Source organism: Thalassotalea loyana, assembly GCF_030161435.1.
In the GTDB taxonomy this organism is placed as follows: domain Bacteria; phylum Pseudomonadota; class Gammaproteobacteria; order Enterobacterales; family Alteromonadaceae; genus Thalassotalea_G; species Thalassotalea_G loyana.
This window is the reverse complement of the sequence record NZ_BSSV01000001.1, coordinates 244,588-267,215: the sequence shown is the minus strand read 5'-3', so window position 1 is coordinate 267,215 and position 22,628 is coordinate 244,588. Positions and strand designations below refer to the sequence as shown.

Below are 22,628 nucleotides of genomic sequence, written 5' to 3'. Positions count from 1 at the left end.
CGTTTAAACCGCTTGCTTGAAGAAATTCCTCAAGTACCACGATAAATATCTTGATCTATATAGTGAAAAACACCTTATACTAACGAGAAACAAAAGGATAAAAAAGTATTAATATGTTGTGCTTTCGCAATAAGTGTTTCAGAACTTTAAAATTGGTGGTTGTTTCTTCGTTTTTACTTGCATGTCAAGACGTCGGTAAGCAACCACTCTCCCAATGGCAGCATGCTGCAGAAGGGGCTTATGATGCTGATATATCAAACGATGCCTCGCTATCTGTCGTTTCATCAATTCATCATGGGATTAGTGTCTGGGACTTAAAAGACAATGCGTTAAAGTACACATGGTCTCAGCAACAAAACACGAGCGATAACTTAGTGTTAGCTATCGATATCGCTGATAACAATAGTCACGCTGTAACAGCAAGCCGAGAAAACTTCTCCCTCTGGAATATGGAAACCGGTCAGTCAGAAGGTTTTTGGCAAATTAGTGAATCTAATATTCGAGATGTTGCGGTGGCGAATAACGGCAACTATGTCCTCATTGGCCAATCAAATGCAAAAGTCGTTCATGTCACTATCGATACAGGCCGTCGGTTAGAATTTTTAGGCCACCAAGAAAAGATCAACTCTATCGACATGTTACCTAATGGGCGGATTGCCATGTCAGGCTCAAATGACTTTGTCGCCTATGTTTGGGATACACAATCAGGTCAGGTTGTTTATCGATTTAATCACCCATCTCGCGTTACCAAAGTTGCCTTGGATCCAAAAGGCCGATTTGCTTTTAGTGCAGATAGCAAAAAAGATGCACATATTTGGGACTTAAAAACAGGTAAGAAAATTAGTTCGCTGAAGTATACTAATCGCCAGGAGGTATTCAGCTCAGTCAGCTTCTCTCCAGATGGTAAGCGATTACTAACAGGTGCTCCATCTCGTAAAGTCAGTGTCTGGGATATAGCGACGGGTGAACGTTTAACCTCATGGAGAGTAACACCACGCAAAGACATTAGGCCTGCTGGTGCAGTTGTTTACGCTGCCGCTTTTGGCGATAATAATGTCATTATCACCGAGAGTTCGTCGGGCTACGCTGAGCGCTGGTTACTCGACAACTAATCACATAAAGCAGAAGTAACCTTAAATGACAGATAAGCACACTCAATTAGATCACCTTGTAGAGCGTATCGATGCTCTGGAAGCTAGAAATGCATTTCAAGATGATGTTATTGAGCAACTGAATCAAGAGTTGGCCATCCATCAACAACATATTGCTGAATTGCAGGAGCATATTCAGCTTATTGCACAACGAATTAAATCAAATGCCAACAACAGTATTATGGCTCGCCCAGAAGATGAGCCACCACCACCACACTATTAATTGGTGTTCGCCGAGGAAAACCTCCTCGCTTATTCTGGCGTGAAAATGCCAATCATTTGTTCATTTTCACGCGTCGCTTTTTCAACATGAGCTTCTGGCTGCACCATCTGCTCTCCACAGCTAACACACGTAACTTTTTCAATATTGTTTTCTTTCGTTAAAGCCATGGTGTCCATCGCTTTACACTTAGGGCAAACTGCGCCAGCAATAAATCGTTTTTTCACAATCTTCTCTTATGTTTGTCTATCACTAATAAATAATTAGCTAGTGATTGTATTTTACCTTGAATAACACTACGGGTAAAAGCGACAATAGTATTAATTGCTTTACCAATCTTATCTTTGAGGAAATCCTTTGATTAATGCCAACCAACTTACACTTGATCGCGGAACGAAAAACCTGATCACGGATGCAAGCTTTACCATTCACCCGAAACATAAAGTTGGTTTGGTTGGCGCAAATGGCTGTGGTAAGTCGTCATTTTTTGCAGCATTGCTTGGACACCTGCAACCAGAAGCGGGTGACCTTACATTGCCAAGCCAATGGAAAATAGCAACAGTTAAGCAAGAAACACCGGCACTCGAGCAATCAGCAATTGACTACGTGATGGACGGTGATGTTGAATTTCGCCAATTAGAGGCTCAACTAGAGCAAGCGCGATTAGAGGATAACGGCAACAAAGAAGCCTTAATTATTAACCAAATTGATACGATAAATGGATATAGCTTACCAGCGCGTGCAGGTGAGTTACTACATGGTTTAGGCTTTGAACAACAGCAATTGGCGCTGCCAGTAAAAGAATTTTCTGGTGGTTGGCGAATGCGTTTAAATTTAGCACAAGCCTTGATTTCACGTGCTGATTTATTACTACTTGATGAACCGACTAACCACTTGGATTTAGATGCGGTTATATGGCTACAGCGCTGGTTAAAGCGTTATGAAGGCACACTAGTACTTATTTCCCATGACAGAGACTTTTTAGATGACGTTGTCGGCCAAATCCTGCATTTTGAGCACCAAAAAGCCAAGCTATACGGCGGTAACTATACAAGCTTTGAACGTCAACGAGCCGAACAGTTAGCGCAGCAAGAAGCCCAATATCAAAAGCAACAAAAAGAAGTGGCGCATCTAACAGCGTTTGTCGATAGGTTCCGCGCTAAAGCCAGTAAAGCTAAACAGGCTCAAAGTCGTTTAAAGCGTTTACAAAAATTACCCGATTTAGCGCCTGCTCATGTCGACAGCCAATTTACGTTTAGCTTCAAGCAACCAGACCATATGCCTTATCCGTTACTTTCGATAGATGAAGCAAACTGTGGTTACGGCACCGATACCATAATTATTAACCATGCAAAACTCACTCTCGTACCCGGTAGCCGTATTGGTTTACTTGGTAGAAATGGTGCAGGTAAATCCACCTTAATTAAGTCATTGGCTGGTGACATTCCAATTCTGTCTGGTGACCGCCATCAAGCACAAGAGCTAAAAATAGGTTACTTTTCACAACATCAGCTTGAGCAACTGCACCACGGTTCAAATGGCGTCGAACATATTCTTCGTGTCCATAAAGACATGACAGATCTTCAGGCACGCACCCATCTTGGTAGCTTCGGCTTCCAAGGTGAACAAGCACTCAGTGATGTTGCGACAATGTCAGGTGGTGAAAAAGCACGCCTCGTGTTAGCGCTTATCGTGTTAGAAAAGCCTCAACTGCTGCTGCTTGATGAACCAACTAACCACTTAGATTTAGAAATGCGTCAAGCACTTGTGCTCGCTTTACAAGAGTTTACTGGTGCAATCATCCTGATTGCCCATGACCGATACCTGCTCGAATCATGTGTAGACGAATTTTATATTGTTGCCAATGATCAAGCTGAGCCATTTTCAGGCGACATAGACGATTACCAACAATGGTTAAACGATGATAAAAAGGCAACGGGCCAGGCAAGTAAAAAAGCCGTACCAGCAACGGCTGATAAAAAAGCACAGCGCCAGGCTCAAGCACAATTGAGACAAAAAGCTGCGCCGTTAAAAAAACAAGCAGATAAATTAGAAAAGAAAACCAATAAATGGCAAGAAGAACTGGCTGAAATAGAGCTTTCCCTAAATAATACTGAGCTCTATAATGCTGAAAATAAAGAAAAATTAAATGAACTACTGAAACAACAAGCCAGTCTAAAATCAAATATTGAAGAACATGAAATGTTATGGCTTGAGCTCGCTGAACAAATAGAAGAGATCATGTCAGGGTCATAATCATTTACAAACAAATGCGGTGCAAGTTGCAAACACTTGCTACACTAAAATCAAGGAAATAGCTGTCGAGGCTGATTATGAAAACACTTATAAAATCAATCTTGTTACTAAGCATAGTAACAACTCCACTTTATGCTGCAGACTATGATGCAGGTGTATCGAAACTAAACAAAGGTGAATTTCATCAGGCGATTTCTGAGTTTGAACCACTTGTCGCCGAAGGATATGCTCCTGCCCAATATCAAATGGGCGAGGTCTACCTAAATGGGTGGGGCGTAAAAAAGGATGCACGCAAAGCTTTTGATTTATTCACCTTAGCTGCCGAACAAAACTATCCTGATGCGTTGTTTCAATTATCCTTGATGTACTCTGAAGGTAAAATGACACAAAAAGACTTAACCACTGCGTTTAAGTTAATGGAAAGAGCAGCCAACAAAGATCTTGTTGCGGCTCAGTTTAATCTTGGTGTGATGTATGCCAATGGTGAAGGCGTGCATAAGAATGAGAAAAAAGCAGTGTGGTGGTATGAGCAAGCGGCGAATAAAAATTATGTGCTTGCGCAGTTTAATCTCGCATTAATGTACTACGAAGGTAAGGGCGTTAATCGTGATGTTAAAAAGTCATACTTTTGGAACCTGATGGCTGCTTATAGTGGCTACAAAGATGCGATTACAAGTGCCGAAATGGACCAAAGGCAATTGAATGAAACGCAAATCAAACAGATTCGCTCAGACGTTGAACGTAAACGTCGACAAATTAAGAACCAGCAAGAGTTGAAAGCACAACGCTCTTTGTAATGAATAGATGCCCTACGTTTATCACTATGTGTCGCATCTAATCTAGGGCATTTAGCACAAGACCAATTAGCATAATATTAACGACTATTTGATCTGTATCACAGTTCGAAATTTGCTCCTTATATACAATGGTTACAGTTAGTAAATAAGGAGCTTTCTCATGAACTTTTTCCAAATGTTATTAAACGATCCTGTCGTATTATTCTCTTTCGGCGGTTTAGCAATTGTTCTGTTAATTTGTGCATACTACGTTTACTTTTTCATTAAGAATATTGAACAAAACAATTAACTGAGTACGTGACTTAACCTTGTAAACGTTGAGAAACGACTATAGCTGCGCGCGACAACTTTTTTGCTATAATGAAAATAACTGTTGTCGCTGGAGCAGCTCATGCCATTAACAATCAACTCACCTTCATCAAGCATTAATACATTAAATCGCTTAAATGAAGAAAAGGATGAAAAGCAAGAACAACTTGCCTCTGGTAAGCGTATTAACGATGCCGCAGATGATCCTGCAGGCTTGCAAATATCAAATCGCTTAACCAGTCAAATCAATGGTAATACTCAGCTGAGTGTAAACGCGCAAGATCAAATTAACCTCAACAACATTCAAGGCGCCCAGTTTTCGTCAATTACTGATAGCTTGCAACGAGCAAGTGTGTTGGCTGTACAAGCGGGTAATCCACTCGCCGATCAAAGCGCTATTCAAGATGAATTTAGCCAAATAACGGATGAAGTTAATGCGCTAGCGAGCGACGCACTGGGCCAAGATAATTTCCTTTCAGGCCTAGATGCCAGTGATCCTGCGGCCAGTCAAGCAGCGATTGAGTCGGCCTTAGATACCGTAGCCACCTCAGCTAGCCAAACTGGCGCAGCGAGCAACGCGCTAACGAGCCAAGTGGCTACCAATGAAACCTCTGTTGTGAATCTATCTGAGTCACGCTCTCGTATAGTAGATACAGATTTCGCCGAAGCGAGCAGTGAACAGGCAAAACTTGACGCATTACTACAAGCAACTATTACGACCAAAAAAGAAGAAGAGGCCCGTAAAGGGTTACTAATAAATCAGCTTGTTTAACTAACCAGTTTTGCTCGATAATAAACATTTAGTTAACTATTAATAACAAATTGTGATTTCAGTTAGTCAATTTAAACCCGCATGGTGGCTGTCAAATGCCCATAGCCAGACAATGCTGGCAAAGTACTTAAAGCGTAAGCAAAAAGTCCCATTAATTACCGAGCAATTTCCGACGACAGACGGTGATTTCGTCGAGCTAGCCTGGACGAGTAAACCATTAGCCAATGACAACACGCCAATTGTTGTGTTACTACATGGTTTAGAGGGCTCTAAAGATAGCCACTATGCCAAAGGGATGCTCAGTGCTATTGCAGAAAAAGGCTGGCATGGTGTATTGATGCATTTTAGGGGGTGCGGTGATGAGCAAAATCGATTTGGCGCTTCATATCATAGTGGCGATACCAGAGATATCCACTCATTTAGTCGTTGGCTAGAACAGCAATTCCCTACTTCGCCTAAAGCACTGATCGGTTTCTCGCTGGGTGGGAACGTAACAATAAAATATTTGGGTGAGGTAGAACATTCACCATATAAAGCTGCGAGCGCTATATGTGCCCCGCTTGATTTAGCAAGTTGTAGCAAACGAATTAGCCAAGGGTTTTCAAAAGTTTACGAAAACTATTTGCTGAATATGCTTAAACAAAGCACTGTTGCCAAGATGCAAGCCAAGAAGCTGCCTGAACTTTGCAGCGAAAAAGTAAACGCTTTACGTTCAATTTGGCAATTCGATGACTACGTGACGGGGCCAATTAACGGCTTTAAAAATGCAATTGATTACTATACTAAATCAAGTGGCAAGCAGTTCTTGGCTAAGATTAATAAGCCTTGCTTGATTATTCATGCGGAAGACGACCCGTTTTTGAGTCACGCTGATATCGTCGACATACCTACTCCACTGCCTAGCCACATTCGATTCGAAGTTAGCAAGAAAGGTGGACATGTGGGTTTTGTCAGTGGCAACAACCCATTCAAGCCAACATTTTGGTTAGAGCAACGTATTCCTGCCTTTTTATCGGAACATTTATGATTATTCCATTAGAAGAGTTATCTGAGGAAATTCTCAACAATATTGTCGAAGCACACGTACTACAGGAAGGAACCGACTATGGCTTACATGATGTTAGTTTGGAGGAGAAGGTTGCCGCTGTAAAACGTCAATTGAAGCAAAAAACGGCATTACTGGTTTACTCTCAATTACATGAGACCGTCAATATTGTGCCTGCAGATAAATATGAACAAATGCAGGCACTAGATTTAAACGATTAGCATCTTACTTCTTTAAATATAAGCTAAACGATACGGGCACAACTGAGCTAATACTTGGCAGGCCAGCAAGCTCTTGAAGCTTCATTAAACCTTTAGTTAACGCAAATTGTTCTGCTTGGATAACGAGAGGTTTAATGTTACTGACGATTAAATCGCCATTAGCAAGTTTTACAACGCTTACAGATAAGCTCACTTTTTGTGATTGACCGTGTAATGAAATATCGCCTGAAAGCGCCATCGTCGTCACACTACCTTTGGCGAGTGCAGCCAATGCTTTGCTATCAACTTTTCCGTTGAACGTGGCACTTGCAAATTGATTGGTTTCAAACAAAAACTTACGCATACGCTCATCACGTATTGCAATGTTGGTATTTACACTGGCTAAATCAATGTCAAATTTAACGTCGCCGTTGGTAGCTACCGAACCTGATAAGGTTTCAAAAGTATGGGTCTCACCGATACTATTTTTCTTCACTGAGATGAAGTGAAGACTTGATTTGCTGTTATCTACTTGCCAGTCGGCAAGCGCAATATTAGACAACAATAAACCTGTAATTAAGAGCAAAATACGCATAATATTTCCTTATAACTTTCGACTAGCGACATGCGGAATAACAATGTCGCGCCATGGGAACTGCTGATCACCTAAGCTGATAAAGTCTGGGTTCATTAAGGTGTCTCGTAGATTATAACTGAGCGGGTCGAAGTTACTACTTAAAATCGTGCCACCAGCCTCTTCTAAAATACATTGGCTCGCCCCTGTATCCCATTCTCCGGTTGGCCCAATGCGCAAATAACAATCAGCGCCCCCTTCTGCAATCAAACAGTTTTTGAGTGAACAACTACCCAATGCCACATACTCATAGGCATAATCATCTCTCAAGTACTGGCCCATTAATCCCAACTCTTGTCGTCTGCTAATTGCCACCTTAATTGGTTTACCCGCTTGATAAGGGCTAACAAAAATCTGTTTTGCACCTTGCGCATTTTCTTTGAAAGAGCCTGCACCAGATTGTCCAAAATAAGTTAACTTATGATCGGGTGCATGAATAACGCCTATCGTTGGCCAATTATTCTCAACTAAAGCAATATTTACAGCAAAGTCACCACTTCCGAGAATAAATTCGCCGGTACCGTCGATGGGATCTAATAACCAATATTTAGACCAGTTAGCACGTTTAGACAAATCCTCTGCGGATGTCTCTTCCGAAATAATCGGAATATCTGGCGTAAGCGTTTTAAGACAATCAATAATTGTGTTATTTGCGGCGATATCCGCACTCGTTACCGGGCTTTCATCTGACTTTAGCTCAGCAGTAAAGTCGCCTTTTTTGTAATAGCCGAGTACCTCTTTGCCTGCTTTTTTAGCGGTTTCGATTGCGATATTTAAATACGTTTCATTATTCATTAGCCCCCCTTAACCGATCAACAACGAGCATTAATGCGGCTATACTTCTGGCTTCATTAAAGTCAGGCTGCGCCAAAAGACGATGATAATCAGCTATTGGCCACTCTACGACTTCAAGTGGCTCCGGTTCATCACCCTCTAATTGTTCTGGATATAAATCTTGCGCGACAAAAATTTCCATTTTTGCATTAAAAAATGCTGGCGCCAGCATCACTTGTTGCAGGTGTTCAAACTGCTTTGCGCCAAGGCCAATTTCCTCTTTAAGCTCACGATTAGCTGATTCAACAGCCTCTTCACCTGGGTCAATTAAACCTTTGGGAAAACCCAGTTCATAACTATGTGTGCCTGCGCAATATTCTCGCACGAGTAGAACAGTCTCATGGTCTTTAAAAGGCACGACCATCACAGCACCTCTGCCACCACCTTTCATTCGCTCATACAAGCGCTTTTCACCATTAGAAAAGGTTAACGCGAGTTGTTCGACCGCAAAAAATCGACTCTGCACTAATTCTTCTGTATTGGTAATCGTAGGTAGTGTTTTATTTTTAGTCATAACATCCTGCTAATGTTCTGTTCTTTAAAGAATATGCCACACTCACGAGACATGTTCGATATACTGTCTATCATAAATTGTTTTTAAGGAATAAATCTATGCTTGATTGGTCAGAAATTAAAACTGTTTTGCTCGATATGGACGGCACCATTCTCGATTTACATTATGACAATCACTTCTGGCTCGAACATTTACCAAAACGTTATGCCCAACAAAAGCAGATTTCTTTTGAACAAGCACAACAAGATTTAACATCTCACTATGAAAAAGTATCCGGTACGATCGCTTGGTATTGTTTAGATTACTGGGCGGAGCAAACAAACCTGCCAATTAATGATTTAAAGAGAGAAGTACAGCATTTAATTCGATTCCGAGATGATGCACATGACTTTCTAACCAGCTTAAGAAATACTGGTCGGGAGGTTATCCTCGTTACCAATGCTCACCCTGATAGCTTATCGTTGAAAATCGAGCAAACCCAGTTAGATCGGTATTTTGACAAGTTATATTCAACCCATGAATTTGGCGCAACAAAAGAGTCCCAAGTGCTGTGGCAGCGTTTACAAAACAAACAACCTTTTGATGTGCAGCGAACGTTATTTGTTGATGACAACCTCGATATTCTTCAATCTGCGCAAACCTTTGGTATCAAACATTTATTGGCAGTTGCTAACCCCGATAGTAAAAAAAATAGCCGGACAATTACGCAATTTCCGGCTATTGAAGATTTTTCTGATTTACTATCACAGATTAATGCAAATCCGGTGTCATAGTAGCAAATCTGCGTCTGTAAACTATGGCTACAGGCGCAATCGATAACGGCCTTGACGGTCTGGCGAGCCGATAAAAGGAAGCACGTCTTTTAACTGTTCAGGAAATTCATTTCCCGGCGTCAAATAACCATTACCCGACACCTTAAAATTAGCACCGATAAACGCGTTGTATGACAAGCCTAGTGTGTTATCAGGTTTTATTTCTAACGCTATGGCACCTTTGTCACAGCGTAAATCCCCACCGATTCGACCTAAAGTAATAGATTGTTCCATCGCATTAACTTTAGCACGTCGCCAGTTAACTGACCCCGTTAAGCTTTGGCACAAGGGTTTACCTTGCTCATAGCTTGGAATATCAAGTTCCACAACGCCTTGTGCGGCCATAGGTATTGGAAGAGGTAATTGCTGAGCAATCATATTGGCAGGTAATAACACATTGGCATCATTGATATGAAGGTTACCAGAAACAAAGCTAACCGCCATAGCGCCTTCCGGCCCAGGTAACATAGCGTCACCAAAAGTGACATCAACGCTTGGACTAAAACTCAATAGAGAGATTACATCGAGTTCAGCATTAACATTTTCAATAACCGTGTTTTGCACATACACCTTTTGTGCTTTAGCATGCCAAATTGACCCAGACAGGCCTTGAACCATGACATCCTTAGGTAACTTAACTTGGTTTAATACAAGACTTGCAGGTGCTGTTGCTATTAAAAATATTAGATAACAAACGATAAAAACAGCACCAAATCCAAACCACTTCTTCATGTTGGTTAACTCTTTCCTAATTGTAGTCGGCGTACTCTTACCACACCGCTTTGATCGGTATTGGTTAAATCAATACCTTTGACGCGAATACCCTCTGAGGCAGATAACATGGCCAACCAATCTACCAAGCGATCAAAACTCACTTCATCTATCCAAACTTGGAGATCGTCCCCTTGTGGTTGGATACGCGTAATCGTGATTTGATTGCGAGTCGCACTTCGATTCGTAATACTCGATAAACTGCCTGAACTTGGGCGAACCTGACTATTACCTGCATTTTGTTGATATATAGCAGTTTTGTCTTGTAACCATACCAGTAATTCTTGTTGACGCGTCAACTTCTTCTGACTTGCCTCTAAACCACTGTGTAACGGTTGCCATACCAAAGTGATAAACAGGAAGAGACCAACAAATATCGCCATAACAGCAACAAGCTGTTGCTCTCTTGGTTGCAGTGCTTGCCATTTTTCTTTCATGGTTACCCCTTAATACTCATCGAGCCAACCACTTGCTGACCTTGGTTGTTTTGCGAGCCAATGTTAACTTCCAATTGAAGTTTTTCAAGTGCTGCTTTGAATTGGTCAAATGCTTGATAATTTTGTGCAACCGCCGTTAATCGAATCTCATTGCGCTTGCCATCATACTTAACGGATTCAGGCTTAATTTGAGGAACACTAGCAAAAGCGGGTTGGACTTTATTAAGCAGGTTCAAAAAGCTCGCATCTTGTCCACCAGCACCTAGTTCAGCTAATTTACGATTCATTTGAGAACGAACTGTGGTTACCTTGACACGTTTAGCGTCTGGAAAAGCTTTTTTATATGTAGCAACGATAGTTTGCTCTATCGCTTGCTGTTCTTGATTAACTTTATAAAGCGTCAAGCCGGTATAAGCTAAGTGGGCAAACAATGCAAAACCAGCAATACTCGCTGCAATTAACCAGTGTTGTTTATTGTTCGATTTTGTCAATTTAACTTGAAATTCGCCTTGCAACAGGTTGACTGGCGCTGCGTCAGCATGTTGAGCAAGTAAAGCAAGCGGTAACTCTTCTTCTTGAGGTTCGACAGCGCAAGCTAGCGTCCGTTGCGTAAATTCAAATGGTGAGTAATTTGCCAACGTGATGTTTTCATCATTTTGCCACTGCGACATTGCATGATTGAACGTATTTTCATCCAAACACATGGCTTGCCATAAACCTTGACGAACTAATACTTGGTCACCAAGGCTAATCAGGCTCCACTTTTCATGCGTATACGGTAATGCGAGCGCATCAGGGATCATCGTATCTGTTTTTATCTTGGCTTCTTGTAACCATGTTTGCCAAGCCATGAGTTGTGGTTTAGCAACCCCCGCCAGATAACAATTATGGCCGGTTTCATCGTCAGGTAGCTGACCATAAGCAAAGAACAACTCTTCAACATCTTGAGCTAAAAGTTCTTCAACCATAAATGGAGCAGCTTGGCGCATTGCACGTTGTGATTTTGCTGGCACTTTTAAACTGTGAAAACTAATATCACTTGCATTGACGAACACGGTGACTTGGCGCTCTTTTGCTCGTTCTGTTAATTCAGATAAGGCACTAGCATTAGGCAGTTCACCACTTGCGATAATTTCGCGCTCACGTGACGAATATATCAACCAAGATATCGGGTCCTGCACTTGACTACCTAATCTGATATATAAGGTTTCAACCATTAATTTTTTCCTATGCTTCTTCTAATCACATCGACACGTTTATTATTTTCAACTTTAAACGTCGAGGCTAGCGTAAAGTAGCTGTTATTAAAACTAGCGCGTGAAGCAAGCTTAAAGTAATCACTATCTACTGTAAGTTGCTCTTTTTCTTCTGCTGTTAACTTTGCATTTGTTAATACTTGCAAAGCTAACACATCATCAATATTTTCAAAACCGTCTTCACCGCGCTCACTAATAATCTCTTGAGCATCTTCAAGTGAAATATCAAGGAAAGACTGCAATAGTACCGCATGTTCTTCCGAAATAGTGTTGACGTTTAATTTGTGTAAGTCTGTATTGGGTAGGACACAAACATACTCTTTTAAATCGTTAATCGCCTGCATCGTAAAATGCTCTATCACCCGAAGTTCGGAGACATCGGCTAAATAATGATTTGCCGCTAAATAAGGAAACTCTCTTCCCGCATAATCATTATCTTCTGCACCACCCGCGCTCACAATGCTAGAGTTTTTATCAAGCCAATCAACCAAAGCATCCGCCATATATTCTGCCGTAAACTCATCAATATCATCTAAGCTCAAATTCACAAGTAACCTTTCAAATCCGAGTCGTTGGACAGACTTATTCGTATTATCGCTATTGTCTTCATCAGTGCGTAACGCATTTAAATTGAAACACGCCTGCATATCACTAATCTCACCGACGATTTGGCCACTATCAACAGGGTAAGTGGTTTCCCCCTGCGCCCAAATTTGACTCAAATTGATAAATTCAGGGTCTTCATCAACAACCGTCAGGATAACGCGCTTGGCAAATGCTTCAGCACCTAGCGCATACCAATATGCTTGTTGATTGAGCTCTAAATTTGATGCTCGTTGTAATTGTCCCATAATGCGTGTACTCATTTGCGTGGCGACAATTGTTGCCAACGCAACAATGAGTAGCACAGAGATCAACACGACCCCTTTTTGTCGGGTATTTACGATGCGTTTCACTAACCATCATCTCCTTGGTTAGTTGCAATCACTTCATCGCCAGCAATCAGAAACTTTCGATTAATTGTACCAAATTGATTACTGACAATTTCAACATCTATCGCTTTAGGTAAACCGCCTTTAGGCGCGTTTTCTTGCCATTTATTTTGATAGTAAAACTTAAAACGTAAATCAGTCACATCCGTCAATAAATCGCGTTGTTTAGGTTCTTCCCCGGGTATTGCATCGACGTGATTAAAGTGCAGGCGCTGCAGCACATCATCTTCAATTCGATAAGCAATTGACTGTAAAGAGCTTCGTGCAATGACGAGATTAGGATTAGTCCAACCATGACGTACAAAAGCGATGGCATCACTTTGGCTAGTAAAACTGAATGATTGCGTATGGATATAGTCTTCACTTGACTCATTGCCATCAAGGCGTACATGACGACGAGCGATCTGGCTAAAGTCACGCTCCATCAATAGAAATAGTGTTTGAAGCTGATTCAACTCATTTAGCTTCTGTTTGCTCAGTTGATCTGAATTTCGCACTGTATCAAAAACAGAAAAGCCGGCTAAGCTAACTAAGGCAAAAATAGCGACCGCCAAAAGTAGCTCCAATAAAGTGAAGCCTTGTTGACGCGATTTCCTAACAGTCATTGGCCTGGTCATGATGAAGGCTTCGCTACGTAGGTCATATAACTTGCGCTTGGCAATTCATCTTTTTCGTTGAGACGCACTTCAACGACAACCGCCCGCAAACTATTATCCGTCGTTTTCAACACTTTTTGTTGCCAAAACCACTCGCGCCCAGCCAATTCGACTTTACCTTTTTTATTGTTTTGAGGTGGCCATTGAGTATTTAAAACCGCTTCAGTGAGTTGGTTTGACGCGACCCAATTCGCATAGGTTTTTTGCTCTAGGTACTGAAGGTTTCCACCACTATTTGCTGCAACACCAAGCAAAGCAACTCCAGCAATTGCAAACAATGCCATTGCTAACAGTACTTCAATAAGCGTGAACCCTCGTGGTTTAGCTATCATCCGTCAATGGACCTTCAAGGCTTATCGGTAAACTATATACACCGGTTACTTGGTAATATTGTTCGAAATCAATATCGGCGACAGGATCAAACGAGAAAGTTAGTTGAAAAGGACTGATATCACCACCCGAAAGAATAAACACTTGAGGTGTTGGTGGTGTTTCCTCATCTCTAAAATTATCTTCTTCAGGCACTAATGCCTTAGGATCAAAAAGCAATGGGCCGTCATCAAGTGGTAAATCATCAAGTTTTAACTTCAACATGATTTCTTCAGGTAACTCTACCAAGGTCAAATGCTCTTGGTCAGGTAACGCGACCCATTCCTTACCATCATAGCCAACAAACTGATAACTGTGTTTTGTAAATAAAATGCCAAGCTCAACATTATTCAGCAACGAATACTCTGCTGCGAGGGTAAACAACGCATAGAATTTTTGCGCCTGTTGCTCAAGTTGTTTTTCTGGCTTATTTGAGAAGAAATTAAACTGGACAGTAGTAACAAAGATGCCAATCAAGACAATCACAAGCATGACTTCAATCAGGGTAAAACCTTTTGATTTTGAATGTGATTGCCTATGATTCATTACTGGTATTCGCCTAAGTTCCAGTTACCGATATCATCTTCGGTACCAGCTTCACCATCTGGACCTACCGAAAACACATCCATTTTGCTTTGCTCACCAGGATTTAGTAACTGGTAATCATTGCCCCATGGATCTTTTGGTAAACGTTTAACATAGCCACCCTCAGGGAAGCGACGAGGAATCGGATCAATATCCGTTTGCTCAACCAACGCTTCTAAACCTTGCTCTGTTGATGGATAGTTATAATTATCCATTTTGTACATACTCAATGACGTTTCTAAAGCGGTAATATCAGAAACAGCTTTTTGAATATTCGCGCGGTCCTGGCTACCCATTAAGTTTGGAACAACAAGGCTAGCCAAAATACCCAAAATCACGATCACAACCATGACTTCTAAAAGGGTAAAACCTTGTACTTTTTTTGGAGAGTAATTAACTTTCATGATACATCCTCTATTCTAAAATTCTCTAATCGTCGGACAAACTAAATAGTTATCCGCCGATCATGGTATTCAATTGCAAAATTGGCTGCAGAATTGCCAATACGATAAATAAAACGACTGCCGCCATTGTTACCATTAACGCGGGTTCAAACGCTTTTAATGAAATATTAACGAGTGCTTCAAAGTCTCTATCTTGGTTATCTGCGGCCCTGCCCAACATATGTTCAAGCTGACCACTTTTTTCACCACTTGCTATCATATGTAACATCATCGGCGGAAATAATTTCGTCTGTTCAAGAGAAACTCGTAAGCTCGTTCCTTCACGGACCTTATCACCAGCTTCTTTTATTCTTTGTTTAATATATAAATTATCCAGCACCTCACCAGCAATACGCATACTTTCAAGCAAGGGCACTGCCGATGCAGTAAGAATACTTAACGTACGAGCAAAACGCGCGGTATTTATGCCTTTTGCAACACGGCCAACAAAAGGAAGCTTCAATAGTTTTTGATGTACTTTTATACGAATTGCAGGCTTCTTCATTACCTGACCGAAGATAAACCCTGACGCAAATATCAGTAACAAGATAATGAGGCCGTAATTTCTTAAAAAATCACTGGTTGCAATCAAAAATAACGTCGTTCCAGGCAGATTTTGCCCCATATGCTCGAATTGACCAACAATATCGGGAACAACATAAGTAAGCAAAATAGCAATAACCGATATTGCGATGACCGTCATGATAATCGGATATACCAACGCTTGTATCAATGCAGAGCGCATTTGTTGTCGTTGCTCAGTATAGTCAGCCAATCGACTCAGTACTTTATCCAAATGTCCTGACTTTTCACCAGCAGCCACCATCGCCCTGAACAAGCGATTAAAAATCTGAGGATATTCTGCCATGCTCTCTGCAAGGCTATAACCTTCGGTAACTTTGGTTCGAACAGCCATAATCATGCTTTTTATGCGATTCTTATCACACTGCTCTGCAACGGCAACTAAGGACTCTTCAATGGGAAGCCCAGATTCCACCAAGGTTGATAATTGACGGGTTATTAATGCCAACTCAGTTGCTGATATTTTTCCTCGGCCAAAGCGTTTGGTCTTGTCAGTTGATTCTGCTTTAGCAAGTACAGGGTTCACTTCCATTGGAATCAACCCCTGCTCTCGCAGTAACCCACGCACTTGCTTGGCGCTATCGCCTTCAATAACGCCTTTTTTATTTTTTCCGCGACTATCAACCGCTTGGTAATCAAATGCTGCCATAACAGGTTAATCTTCTCGGGTAACGCGCAATACTTCTTCTATCGTGGTAATTCCTGCCATGACCTTATCAAAACCATCTTGGCGGATACTCGGTGTAGATTTACGAATATACTTTTCGATTGACTGTTCGCCTTTACCGTTATGAATCATTTCGCGGGCTTTATCATCCACGACTAACAGTTCATGAATACCAGTACGTCCTTTGAATCCTTTAAAATTACATTCGCTACAACCCGTTGCACGATAAATAGGTCGCTGGTCATCATCACTTAACTGTAATAACTTGCGCTCTTCATCATCTGGCATATGACTTTCACGACAATCTGGACATAAGGTCCGTACAAGGCGTTGTGCTAAAACACCAAGTAAGCTTGAAGACAGTAGGAATGGTTCAACGCCCATATCTTCCATACGCGTTATAGCGCCAGCCGCTGTATTGGTATGCAGGGTAGATAAAACTAGGTGACCCGTTAAACTGGCTTGTACACCAATTTGCGCTGTTTCTAGATCTCGAATCTCACCAACCATTACCACATCAGGATCTTGACGCAATATTGCACGTAAACCGCGAGCAAAGGTCATATCAACTTTGGTGTTGACCTGTGTTTGACCGATACCTTCAATTGCAAATTCTATAGGATCTTCAACCGTTAGTACGTTGCGTTCACGAGAATCAATTTGACTAAGGCCCGCATAAAGTGTTGTTGATTTACCTGAACCGGTAGGACCTGTAACTAAGATTATGCCATGTGGTTTATCGATAAGCTCAGAGAACAACGCACGATTTTTATCCGTCATCCCAAGGTCTTGTAAATCTAAACGGGCGGCATTTTTATCGAGTAAACGCAATACAACACGCTCACCATGCCCCGTAGGCATTGTCGATACACGCACATCAACGGCGCGCCCCGCAATACGTAAAGAGATTCGGCCATCCTGAGGAATACGTTTCTCAGCAATATCTAGCTTTGCCATGACCTTAATGCGAGATACCAGTAAAGAGGCAAGTTTTCGATTTGGCTTTAAGACTTCGCGCAAGACACCATCAACACGAAATCGAATTTGTAGGCTAGATTCAAATGTTTCAATATGGATATCAGAGGCATTTTCTTTGATCGCTTCTGATAGCATTGCATTAATCATCTTGATGATTGGTGCATCGTCTTCATTTTCCAGCAAGTCTTGTGTTTCACCGACTTCATCAGCAAGGGAATACAAATCAACTTCGTTACCAATATCTTCCATTATCTGTTGTGCTTCAGATGAATCACGTTGATATGCTTGCGTTAACATAGCCTCGAATTCATCTTCTGATAAACAGTGAATAGTAAATGACTGCTTTAGTACACGTCGTACTTCATTTAGCACATCAGGAGAAGTCTGTGCTAAACAGTAAACATCAAAGCCAGCCTCTTGTTCTTGTACTAAAACGCTGTTGCGCTTAGCAAAACCAAAAGGCAGTCGATACTTTAAATGATGCTCATCAGATGCTTCGATTTCATCAGCCTCATCAAATGCATCAACAACGGTGTCAACAACGTCTAACGTACTTTCTTGGGTTGATTCTGGTGTTTGGCTCATCAATCAACCCTATTCTTTATTACTTTTTTCAGCTTTATCTTGCGCTTTTTCTTTCATGTACTCATCAAATGATGGTGGCAAGGTCAATTGATCATTCCATTCTTGTAACAAAGGAAGTTTCTCATCATCCATCAACGATAAGCCTTCTTGTCGTTGCAAAATTTCTTGCGCACGAATGTAGTTGTATTTGTTTTTCGTCACTTCATTCATGATTTCACCATCACGAATAATCGTCGGGCGTAAGAACACCATCAAGTTACGCTTACGCGTTGTGTTACCTGTTGACTTAAACAAGTGACCTAGTAGCGGAATATCACCTAATAAAGGTACTTTTTGCTGGCTTTCTTGTACATCTTCATCGATCAAACCACCAAGAATAACGGTATCGCCGTGATCTGCCATCACAGTAGTCTTGATTTCACGTTTGTTGATTGCAATATCAACGCCCGTTGCGCCACTTACTGAAGAGACTTCTTGTTCAATCGTTAACTGAACACCTGAACCTTCATTTACCTGCGGCGTTACTTTAAGTTTGATACCAACTTCCTGACGCTCAACCGTTTGGAATGGGTTGTCATTATTATTACCGGTTGTTGAACCTGTCAGAATCGGCACTTCCTGACCAACAATGAAGTACGCTTCTTCGTTATCTAACGTCGTAATACTCGGTGTAGCAAGAATATTTGAGTTGGTGTCAGTACTCACCGCCTGAATAATTGCACCCCAATCATCTTGCACAATTCCAAACATCATACCGCTCACTGAACCTAGTGCTTGGGCCAATAACGTGTAGTCACCTTCAACATCTGGACCTGGATCATTAACAACAACATTACCATTACCATCAGTGAAGGTAGAGCCTGGAGTACCGGGAGATGATTGAGCTGCCTCAGCTGCAGCCGCTAACTGGCTAATAGGTACAGGACCATTATTAAACTGCGTGAAGCCACCTTCTTCCGTAAACCATTGAACACCTAAATTAACGCCATCAGCCTCGAATACTTCAACAATAATCGCTTCAACAAGTACTTGTGCACGACGTACATCCAATTGACGAATTACAGCCTCAAGTGAACGTAACATGTCTTGCTTTGCCGTGATCACGACAGTATTGGTATCAGCGTGTGCTTCAATCGAAATATTTCGGCTTTTGCTTGAACGGTTTTTCGCCGTTTTATTGGCATTTTCTTCCGCTTCAATTGATTCACTCACCCCTTTAAGTACAGGGACAATGTCTTCAGCTTTTGCGTATTTTAAATAGTAAACTCTGGTGTTTCCGTTAGTTTCCAATTCAGCATCAAGGCGCTTTACAAGCTTTACAACACGGTCACGGGCTTGAACTTCACCTGAAATGATGACGCTATTGGTACGGTCATCAGCAACAATTTTAGGAATTAAGAAAGTAGGTTTAGCTGCGGCTTTGCTTGCCGACACTTTGTTCATCGACTCGATAATACGAACCATATCGCCAGCAGACGCATGCTGAAGTCGAATAATTTGAACGTCTTGGTCACCCGCTTTATCAACTTTTTCGATAATCTTAACAATGCGATTAACGACAGCAGCCGTACCAGTGATCATGATAACGTTGGCTGGGTCGTAGTTTGTCACGTTACCACCACTGGCTTGATCATTAAGCTGGCGTAGCAATGGTACAAGCTCACGCACCGTCACGTTCTTTACTTCAACAACACGCGTGATCATTTCGTCACCCATGCCGGCATTGACTTCATCAACAACAGGAATAGACGCGCTCTTTGCATCTTTTTGTCGGATAATCTTAACGATATTATTATCCATCTCGACTGCAGAGAAGCCGTGTACTTCAAGCACGTTTAAGAAAAATTGATAATATTGCTCTTCAGTAAGTAAATCATAACTACGAACATTTACCGTGCCCTTTACTTGCGGATCGACAATCATTGTCTTTTGTAAGTTTTTGCCAACGGTATTAATAAATTCAGTTATTTTAGTATTTCTAAAGTTTGGCGAAAACGTCGTAGGCTCTGCCGCTTGCAGTGGGAGACTCAAAGATGCCGCACTCACTGTAATTGCAGTTAGTGCTGAACATGCCATGGCTTTAAACAAACTCGCGCGATTAGCGTTGCGCATCAATGTAATCCTTTTTATGAAATCAATTAATACTAAATAGAATTTCAGTTAACTCACCACCGCGATCGACGAGTAGCGTAATTTCTGATTCTGTTCTCAATGCTTTTAAAGCATTACTCGCTTCTTGTGGCGAGGTTAAATCTAAGCCATTCATTTGAACAGCAATGTCACCAGCTCTTAGACCTGATGACTTAAAAAATTCTGGGTCTTTACCAGGGTTTAATCGATATCCCAACAACTGGCCATTAGCGCGTTGAGGAGAAATACGTAAATAATCCGCTATTTTTGCTGGATTTTGCGTTAAATCTTTTTTTAATACGGTTGCCTGGCGTGCTAAGTCTTCGTTTCGACGTTGATCTATTACTGGTTTACGTGCCAGTGAGCGCTCTCGATTAGCGGTTTGCTTGTTCGAGCGACTATCATTTTTTTTGTAGCGAACACCATCAAGCATTAGGGTTTCAAGTGTACCGGACTGTTTAATTAATACCCGGTCACTATATACTTGCTCTAAGGTAGCGCGGGTTTTTTCTATTTTATCGCCAATACCATAGGTATATTGACTGCCGCCACTTTCGATAATTGCAGATGCGTAACGTTCATCACTACTGGCAACTACACCAGTTAACGTTAGATTTAATTTCGTTTGTGGAGCATCTTTTACTTCAACAACCTTAGGTTTATTATCTTGACCGTTAAATTGGCCAAACAAATTCAATGCTTTTATACCGGCAACATCTAACGATGACGTCTTAGCATTCGTTTGGACACCCGGTTTAGTGGCAGGAAGTTGGTTAGCGACTTGCTCATTGGGCATCAGTAACCAAGTCATTTTCGCCAGCAAAAAGGCAACATATATAAGCAACGCACCACTAATTAAAGTCGCAACTGTTTTCTGAGGCATTTTTTCCAATGCAGATGTTAAAGGTTTAATGGTTTGTTGGAGTGACATTTCTTATAATAGTTCAGGTATATATTGTCTTTTACCGCTTCGATAATACTTGACGTTTTACGTATCAACAAGCACCTAGCGATTTTTTCGCTTAATTTGGCTCGCTCAGTGAGTGTATCGTTGAAAAATGACAAAGAGATTAACGAGCTTTGGAATGAGAATTTATGGGTAAAAAAAATCCCGACAACACTATTGAAAACAGCGTTACCCGCCTCGATAAATGGTTGTGGGCAGCGCGCTTTTATAAAACACGCGCCATCGCAAAACAAATGATTGATGGTGGTAAAGTATTTTATAATGGCCAACGCACAAAATCAGGTAAAGCGGTCACAATTGGTGACAAAATAAAATTGCGCCAGGGCTATGATGAAAAAGAAGTTATTGTTATCGCGCTCGCTGATAAACGCAGTAACGCAACGTTTGCCCAAACACTCTATGAAGAGACAGATTCGAGCCTCAAGACACGTGAGGACACTGCGCTTGCTCGTAAACAAGGCATTCTTTTTAGCCCAGCAAGTGAAACAAAACCAGATAAAAAGCAACGTCGACAAATTCGACAATTGAAAGAAAGGATATAACCTTTATGTCAACGCAAGATGTTTTACATCGTTACTTATTTGATAACATGCACGCACGAGGCGAGCTTGTTCAATTAGAAAAAACGTATCAAGATATTATCGCTAACCATAATTACCCTGAAGGCGTAAAAGCTTTATTGGGTGAAATGCTATCTGCGACATGTTTATTAACGGCCACGTTAAAATTTGAAGGTGAAATCACCGTGCAAATTCAAGGTGACGGCCCGGTGAGTTACCTTGCGATAAACGGTGACGATCAGCAAAACATGCGTGGTGTTGCAAAATTAGCACAACAAACAAATGCTTTTGGTCTTAAAGATCTGATCGGTAAAGGTACTATGGTTATTACGATTCGCCCTAAGTCAGGTGAGCCGTATCAAGGTATTGTTGCGTTAGAGAAAGATACATTAGCCGACTGTTTAGCTAACTATTTTGAAACCTCAGATCAAATTCCAACGTCGGTCTGGTTATTTACTGATATGAGCACTCAAAAAGTTGCCGGAGCATTAGTACAGCTTTTGCCTGACAGTGATGACAAAGAGCAACAGCTTTCTGACTACAATCACTTATGTCAATTAACCCAAACCATCAAAGAAGAAGAAATTTTCTCATTAGAAGCAGAAGAGTTACTTTACCGTCTGTACCACCAAGAAGAGGTTCGCATTTTTGAGCCGCAAAATGTTAATTTCCAATGTTCGTGCTCCGAAGACAAGGTGTTAACTGCCATCAGCCAGCTAGGCCAAGAAGAGATCAAAGATATTCTTGCTGAACAAGGCGAGATTGCAACAAGCTGTGACTTCTGTTTAACAACTTATCGCTTCACTGAAGACCATTTTGCTGACTACTTTTCTGATAAAAAACATTAGTTTCATGAATATTTAATATCAAGGGCGCTTTTTGCGCCCTTTTTTATATCTTTCCCCTGTCTTTTACGCACTCGCGAATTCTAGAAACTCAGGTCAAATTATTTATTTTGTAGTTTTTTTACATACAAAAACGTACAAATTAACCAAAGACTGTAGTAAAAGATGAAAACTTTCAGTCACAAAAAATTATTGCTTTTTTTTTAGCTAATTATCCCCTAGAATTGGCGCCCTCAGAGAGATCCACAAAACCTCTGACAC

General features: G+C 41.3%; 27 protein-coding genes. 11 read left to right on the top strand and 16 right to left on the bottom strand.

Going from position 1 to position 22,628, the window contains the following annotated elements:
• Window positions 1-113 precede the first annotated feature (113 nt).
• Both QQK05_RS01165 and QQK05_RS01160 read left to right on the top strand, forming a co-directional pair.
• The gene (locus QQK05_RS01165; RefSeq protein WP_284295532.1) at window positions 114-1,112 is read left to right on the top strand and encodes a WD40 repeat domain-containing protein; all 999 of its coding nucleotides are present in this window, start codon (window positions 114-116) and stop codon (window positions 1,110-1,112) included.
• A 25-nt stretch (window positions 1,113-1,137) separates the two neighbouring features.
• On the top strand, window positions 1,138-1,374 hold the full coding sequence (locus QQK05_RS01160) for a SlyX family protein (RefSeq protein WP_284295531.1): 237 nt from the start codon (window positions 1,138-1,140) through the stop codon (window positions 1,372-1,374).
• 29 nt (window positions 1,375-1,403) lie between these two features.
• On the opposite strand, the gene QQK05_RS01155 is transcribed toward QQK05_RS01160, so the two are convergent.
• Window positions 1,404-1,598: a YheV family putative zinc ribbon protein gene (locus tag QQK05_RS01155; protein ID WP_284295530.1), complete on the bottom strand. Its 195-nt coding sequence runs from the start codon at window positions 1,596-1,598 to the stop codon at window positions 1,404-1,406.
• 130 nt (window positions 1,599-1,728) lie between these two features.
• On the opposite strand from QQK05_RS01155, the gene QQK05_RS01150 reads away from it, so the two are divergent.
• From QQK05_RS01150 to QQK05_RS01125, 6 genes are all read left to right on the top strand, one after another.
• Window positions 1,729-3,627, top strand: coding sequence for an ATP-binding cassette domain-containing protein (locus tag QQK05_RS01150; RefSeq protein ID WP_284295529.1), 1,899 nt, complete (start codon window positions 1,729-1,731; stop codon window positions 3,625-3,627).
• A 77-nt stretch (window positions 3,628-3,704) separates the two neighbouring features.
• Window positions 3,705-4,424: a tetratricopeptide repeat protein gene (locus tag QQK05_RS01145; RefSeq protein ID WP_284295528.1), complete on the top strand. Its 720-nt coding sequence runs from the start codon at window positions 3,705-3,707 to the stop codon at window positions 4,422-4,424.
• Between the two features lie 160 nt (window positions 4,425-4,584).
• Window positions 4,585-4,713, top strand: a complete 129-nt coding sequence (locus QQK05_RS01140) for a hypothetical protein (RefSeq protein WP_284295527.1) — start codon at window positions 4,585-4,587, stop codon at window positions 4,711-4,713.
• 102 nt (window positions 4,714-4,815) lie between these two features.
• Window positions 4,816-5,505, top strand: a complete 690-nt coding sequence (locus QQK05_RS01135) for a flagellin (RefSeq protein WP_284295526.1) — start codon at window positions 4,816-4,818, stop codon at window positions 5,503-5,505.
• A 52-nt stretch (window positions 5,506-5,557) separates the two neighbouring features.
• Window positions 5,558-6,532, top strand: a complete 975-nt coding sequence (locus tag QQK05_RS01130) for a hydrolase (protein ID WP_284295525.1) — start codon at window positions 5,558-5,560, stop codon at window positions 6,530-6,532.
• Entirely contained in the window at window positions 6,529-6,771 is a 243-nt protein-coding gene (locus QQK05_RS01125; protein WP_284295524.1) for a YheU family protein, read from the top strand. Before QQK05_RS01130 ends, QQK05_RS01125 begins: the two co-directional genes overlap by 4 nt.
• 4 nt (window positions 6,772-6,775) lie before the next feature.
• On the opposite strand, the gene QQK05_RS01120 is transcribed toward QQK05_RS01125, so the two are convergent.
• From QQK05_RS01120 to nudE, 3 genes are read right to left on the bottom strand one after another with little or no spacing between them, the layout of a single operon-like run.
• Window positions 6,776-7,345, bottom strand: a complete 570-nt coding sequence (locus tag QQK05_RS01120; RefSeq protein WP_284295523.1) for a YceI family protein — start codon at window positions 7,343-7,345, stop codon at window positions 6,776-6,778.
• A gap of 9 nt (window positions 7,346-7,354) precedes the next feature.
• Window positions 7,355-8,179, bottom strand: a complete 825-nt coding sequence (gene cysQ, locus QQK05_RS01115) for a 3'(2'),5'-bisphosphate nucleotidase CysQ (RefSeq protein WP_284295522.1) — start codon at window positions 8,177-8,179, stop codon at window positions 7,355-7,357.
• Window positions 8,172-8,732 carry an ADP compounds hydrolase NudE gene (nudE, locus tag QQK05_RS01110; RefSeq protein ID WP_284295521.1) on the bottom strand — a complete coding sequence of 187 codons (561 nt, stop codon included), beginning with the start codon at window positions 8,730-8,732 and terminating at the stop codon, window positions 8,172-8,174. Before nudE ends, cysQ begins: the two co-directional genes overlap by 8 nt.
• Window positions 8,733-8,830: 98 nt before the next feature.
• On the opposite strand from nudE, the gene yrfG reads away from it, so the two are divergent.
• A complete protein-coding gene (gene yrfG / locus QQK05_RS01105) occupies window positions 8,831-9,505 on the top strand; it encodes a GMP/IMP nucleotidase (RefSeq protein WP_284295520.1) in 675 nt (224 codons plus the stop codon).
• Between the two features lie 27 nt (window positions 9,506-9,532).
• Here yrfG and QQK05_RS01100 read toward each other — a convergent pair whose 3' ends face one another.
• Genes QQK05_RS01100 through gspC form a run of 12 tightly spaced genes read right to left on the bottom strand, consistent with a single transcriptional unit; the run spans window position 9,533 to window position 20,878 of the window.
• Window positions 9,533-10,276 (bottom strand): type II secretion system protein N, encoded by a 744-nt coding sequence (locus tag QQK05_RS01100; RefSeq protein WP_284295519.1) that lies wholly within the window; start codon window positions 10,274-10,276, stop codon window positions 9,533-9,535.
• A gap of 5 nt (window positions 10,277-10,281) precedes the next feature.
• Window positions 10,282-10,752, bottom strand: a complete 471-nt coding sequence (locus QQK05_RS01095; RefSeq protein ID WP_284295518.1) for a type II secretion system protein M — start codon at window positions 10,750-10,752, stop codon at window positions 10,282-10,284.
• A 2-nt stretch (window positions 10,753-10,754) separates the two neighbouring features.
• Window positions 10,755-11,969, bottom strand: a complete 1,215-nt coding sequence (gene gspL / locus QQK05_RS01090; protein WP_284295517.1) for a type II secretion system protein GspL — start codon at window positions 11,967-11,969, stop codon at window positions 10,755-10,757.
• Complete coding sequence (gene gspK / locus QQK05_RS01085) at window positions 11,969-12,964, bottom strand: type II secretion system minor pseudopilin GspK (protein ID WP_284295516.1); 996 nt, start codon at window positions 12,962-12,964, stop codon at window positions 11,969-11,971. Before gspK ends, gspL begins: the two co-directional genes overlap by 1 nt.
• Window positions 12,964-13,605: a type II secretion system minor pseudopilin GspJ gene (gene gspJ / locus QQK05_RS01080; RefSeq protein WP_284295515.1), complete on the bottom strand. Its 642-nt coding sequence runs from the start codon at window positions 13,603-13,605 to the stop codon at window positions 12,964-12,966. The genes gspK and gspJ overlap by 1 nt, the downstream gene beginning before the upstream one ends.
• Before the next feature lie 8 nt (window positions 13,606-13,613).
• Window positions 13,614-13,988: a type II secretion system minor pseudopilin GspI gene (gspI, locus tag QQK05_RS01075; RefSeq protein WP_284295514.1), complete on the bottom strand. Its 375-nt coding sequence runs from the start codon at window positions 13,986-13,988 to the stop codon at window positions 13,614-13,616.
• Window positions 13,978-14,571, bottom strand: a complete 594-nt coding sequence (gene gspH, locus QQK05_RS01070; protein WP_284295513.1) for a type II secretion system minor pseudopilin GspH — start codon at window positions 14,569-14,571, stop codon at window positions 13,978-13,980. Before gspH ends, gspI begins: the two co-directional genes overlap by 11 nt.
• A complete protein-coding gene (gene gspG / locus QQK05_RS01065; RefSeq protein ID WP_284295512.1) occupies window positions 14,571-15,014 on the bottom strand; it encodes a type II secretion system major pseudopilin GspG in 444 nt (147 codons plus the stop codon). Before gspG ends, gspH begins: the two co-directional genes overlap by 1 nt.
• A gap of 49 nt (window positions 15,015-15,063) precedes the next feature.
• Window positions 15,064-16,284, bottom strand: a complete 1,221-nt coding sequence (gspF, locus tag QQK05_RS01060) for a type II secretion system inner membrane protein GspF (RefSeq protein ID WP_284295511.1) — start codon at window positions 16,282-16,284, stop codon at window positions 15,064-15,066.
• Window positions 16,285-16,290: 6 nt separating this feature from the next.
• Complete coding sequence (gene gspE, locus QQK05_RS01055) at window positions 16,291-17,865, bottom strand: type II secretion system ATPase GspE (RefSeq protein ID WP_284295510.1); 1,575 nt, start codon at window positions 17,863-17,865, stop codon at window positions 16,291-16,293.
• Window positions 17,866-17,874: 9 nt separating this feature from the next.
• Window positions 17,875-19,977 (bottom strand): type II secretion system secretin GspD, encoded by a 2,103-nt coding sequence (gspD, locus tag QQK05_RS01050; protein ID WP_284295509.1) that lies wholly within the window; start codon window positions 19,975-19,977, stop codon window positions 17,875-17,877.
• Between the two features lie 22 nt (window positions 19,978-19,999).
• Window positions 20,000-20,878 (bottom strand): type II secretion system protein GspC, encoded by an 879-nt coding sequence (gspC, locus tag QQK05_RS01045; RefSeq protein ID WP_284295508.1) that lies wholly within the window; start codon window positions 20,876-20,878, stop codon window positions 20,000-20,002.
• Between the two features lie 212 nt (window positions 20,879-21,090).
• Between gspC and QQK05_RS01040 the strand changes: the two genes are divergently transcribed.
• Complete coding sequence (locus QQK05_RS01040; protein ID WP_284295507.1) at window positions 21,091-21,504, top strand: RNA-binding S4 domain-containing protein; 414 nt, start codon at window positions 21,091-21,093, stop codon at window positions 21,502-21,504.
• A 5-nt stretch (window positions 21,505-21,509) separates the two neighbouring features.
• On the top strand, window positions 21,510-22,370 hold the full coding sequence (hslO, locus tag QQK05_RS01035; RefSeq protein WP_284295505.1) for an Hsp33 family molecular chaperone HslO: 861 nt from the start codon (window positions 21,510-21,512) through the stop codon (window positions 22,368-22,370).
• The last annotated feature ends 258 nt before the right edge of the window (window positions 22,371-22,628 follow it).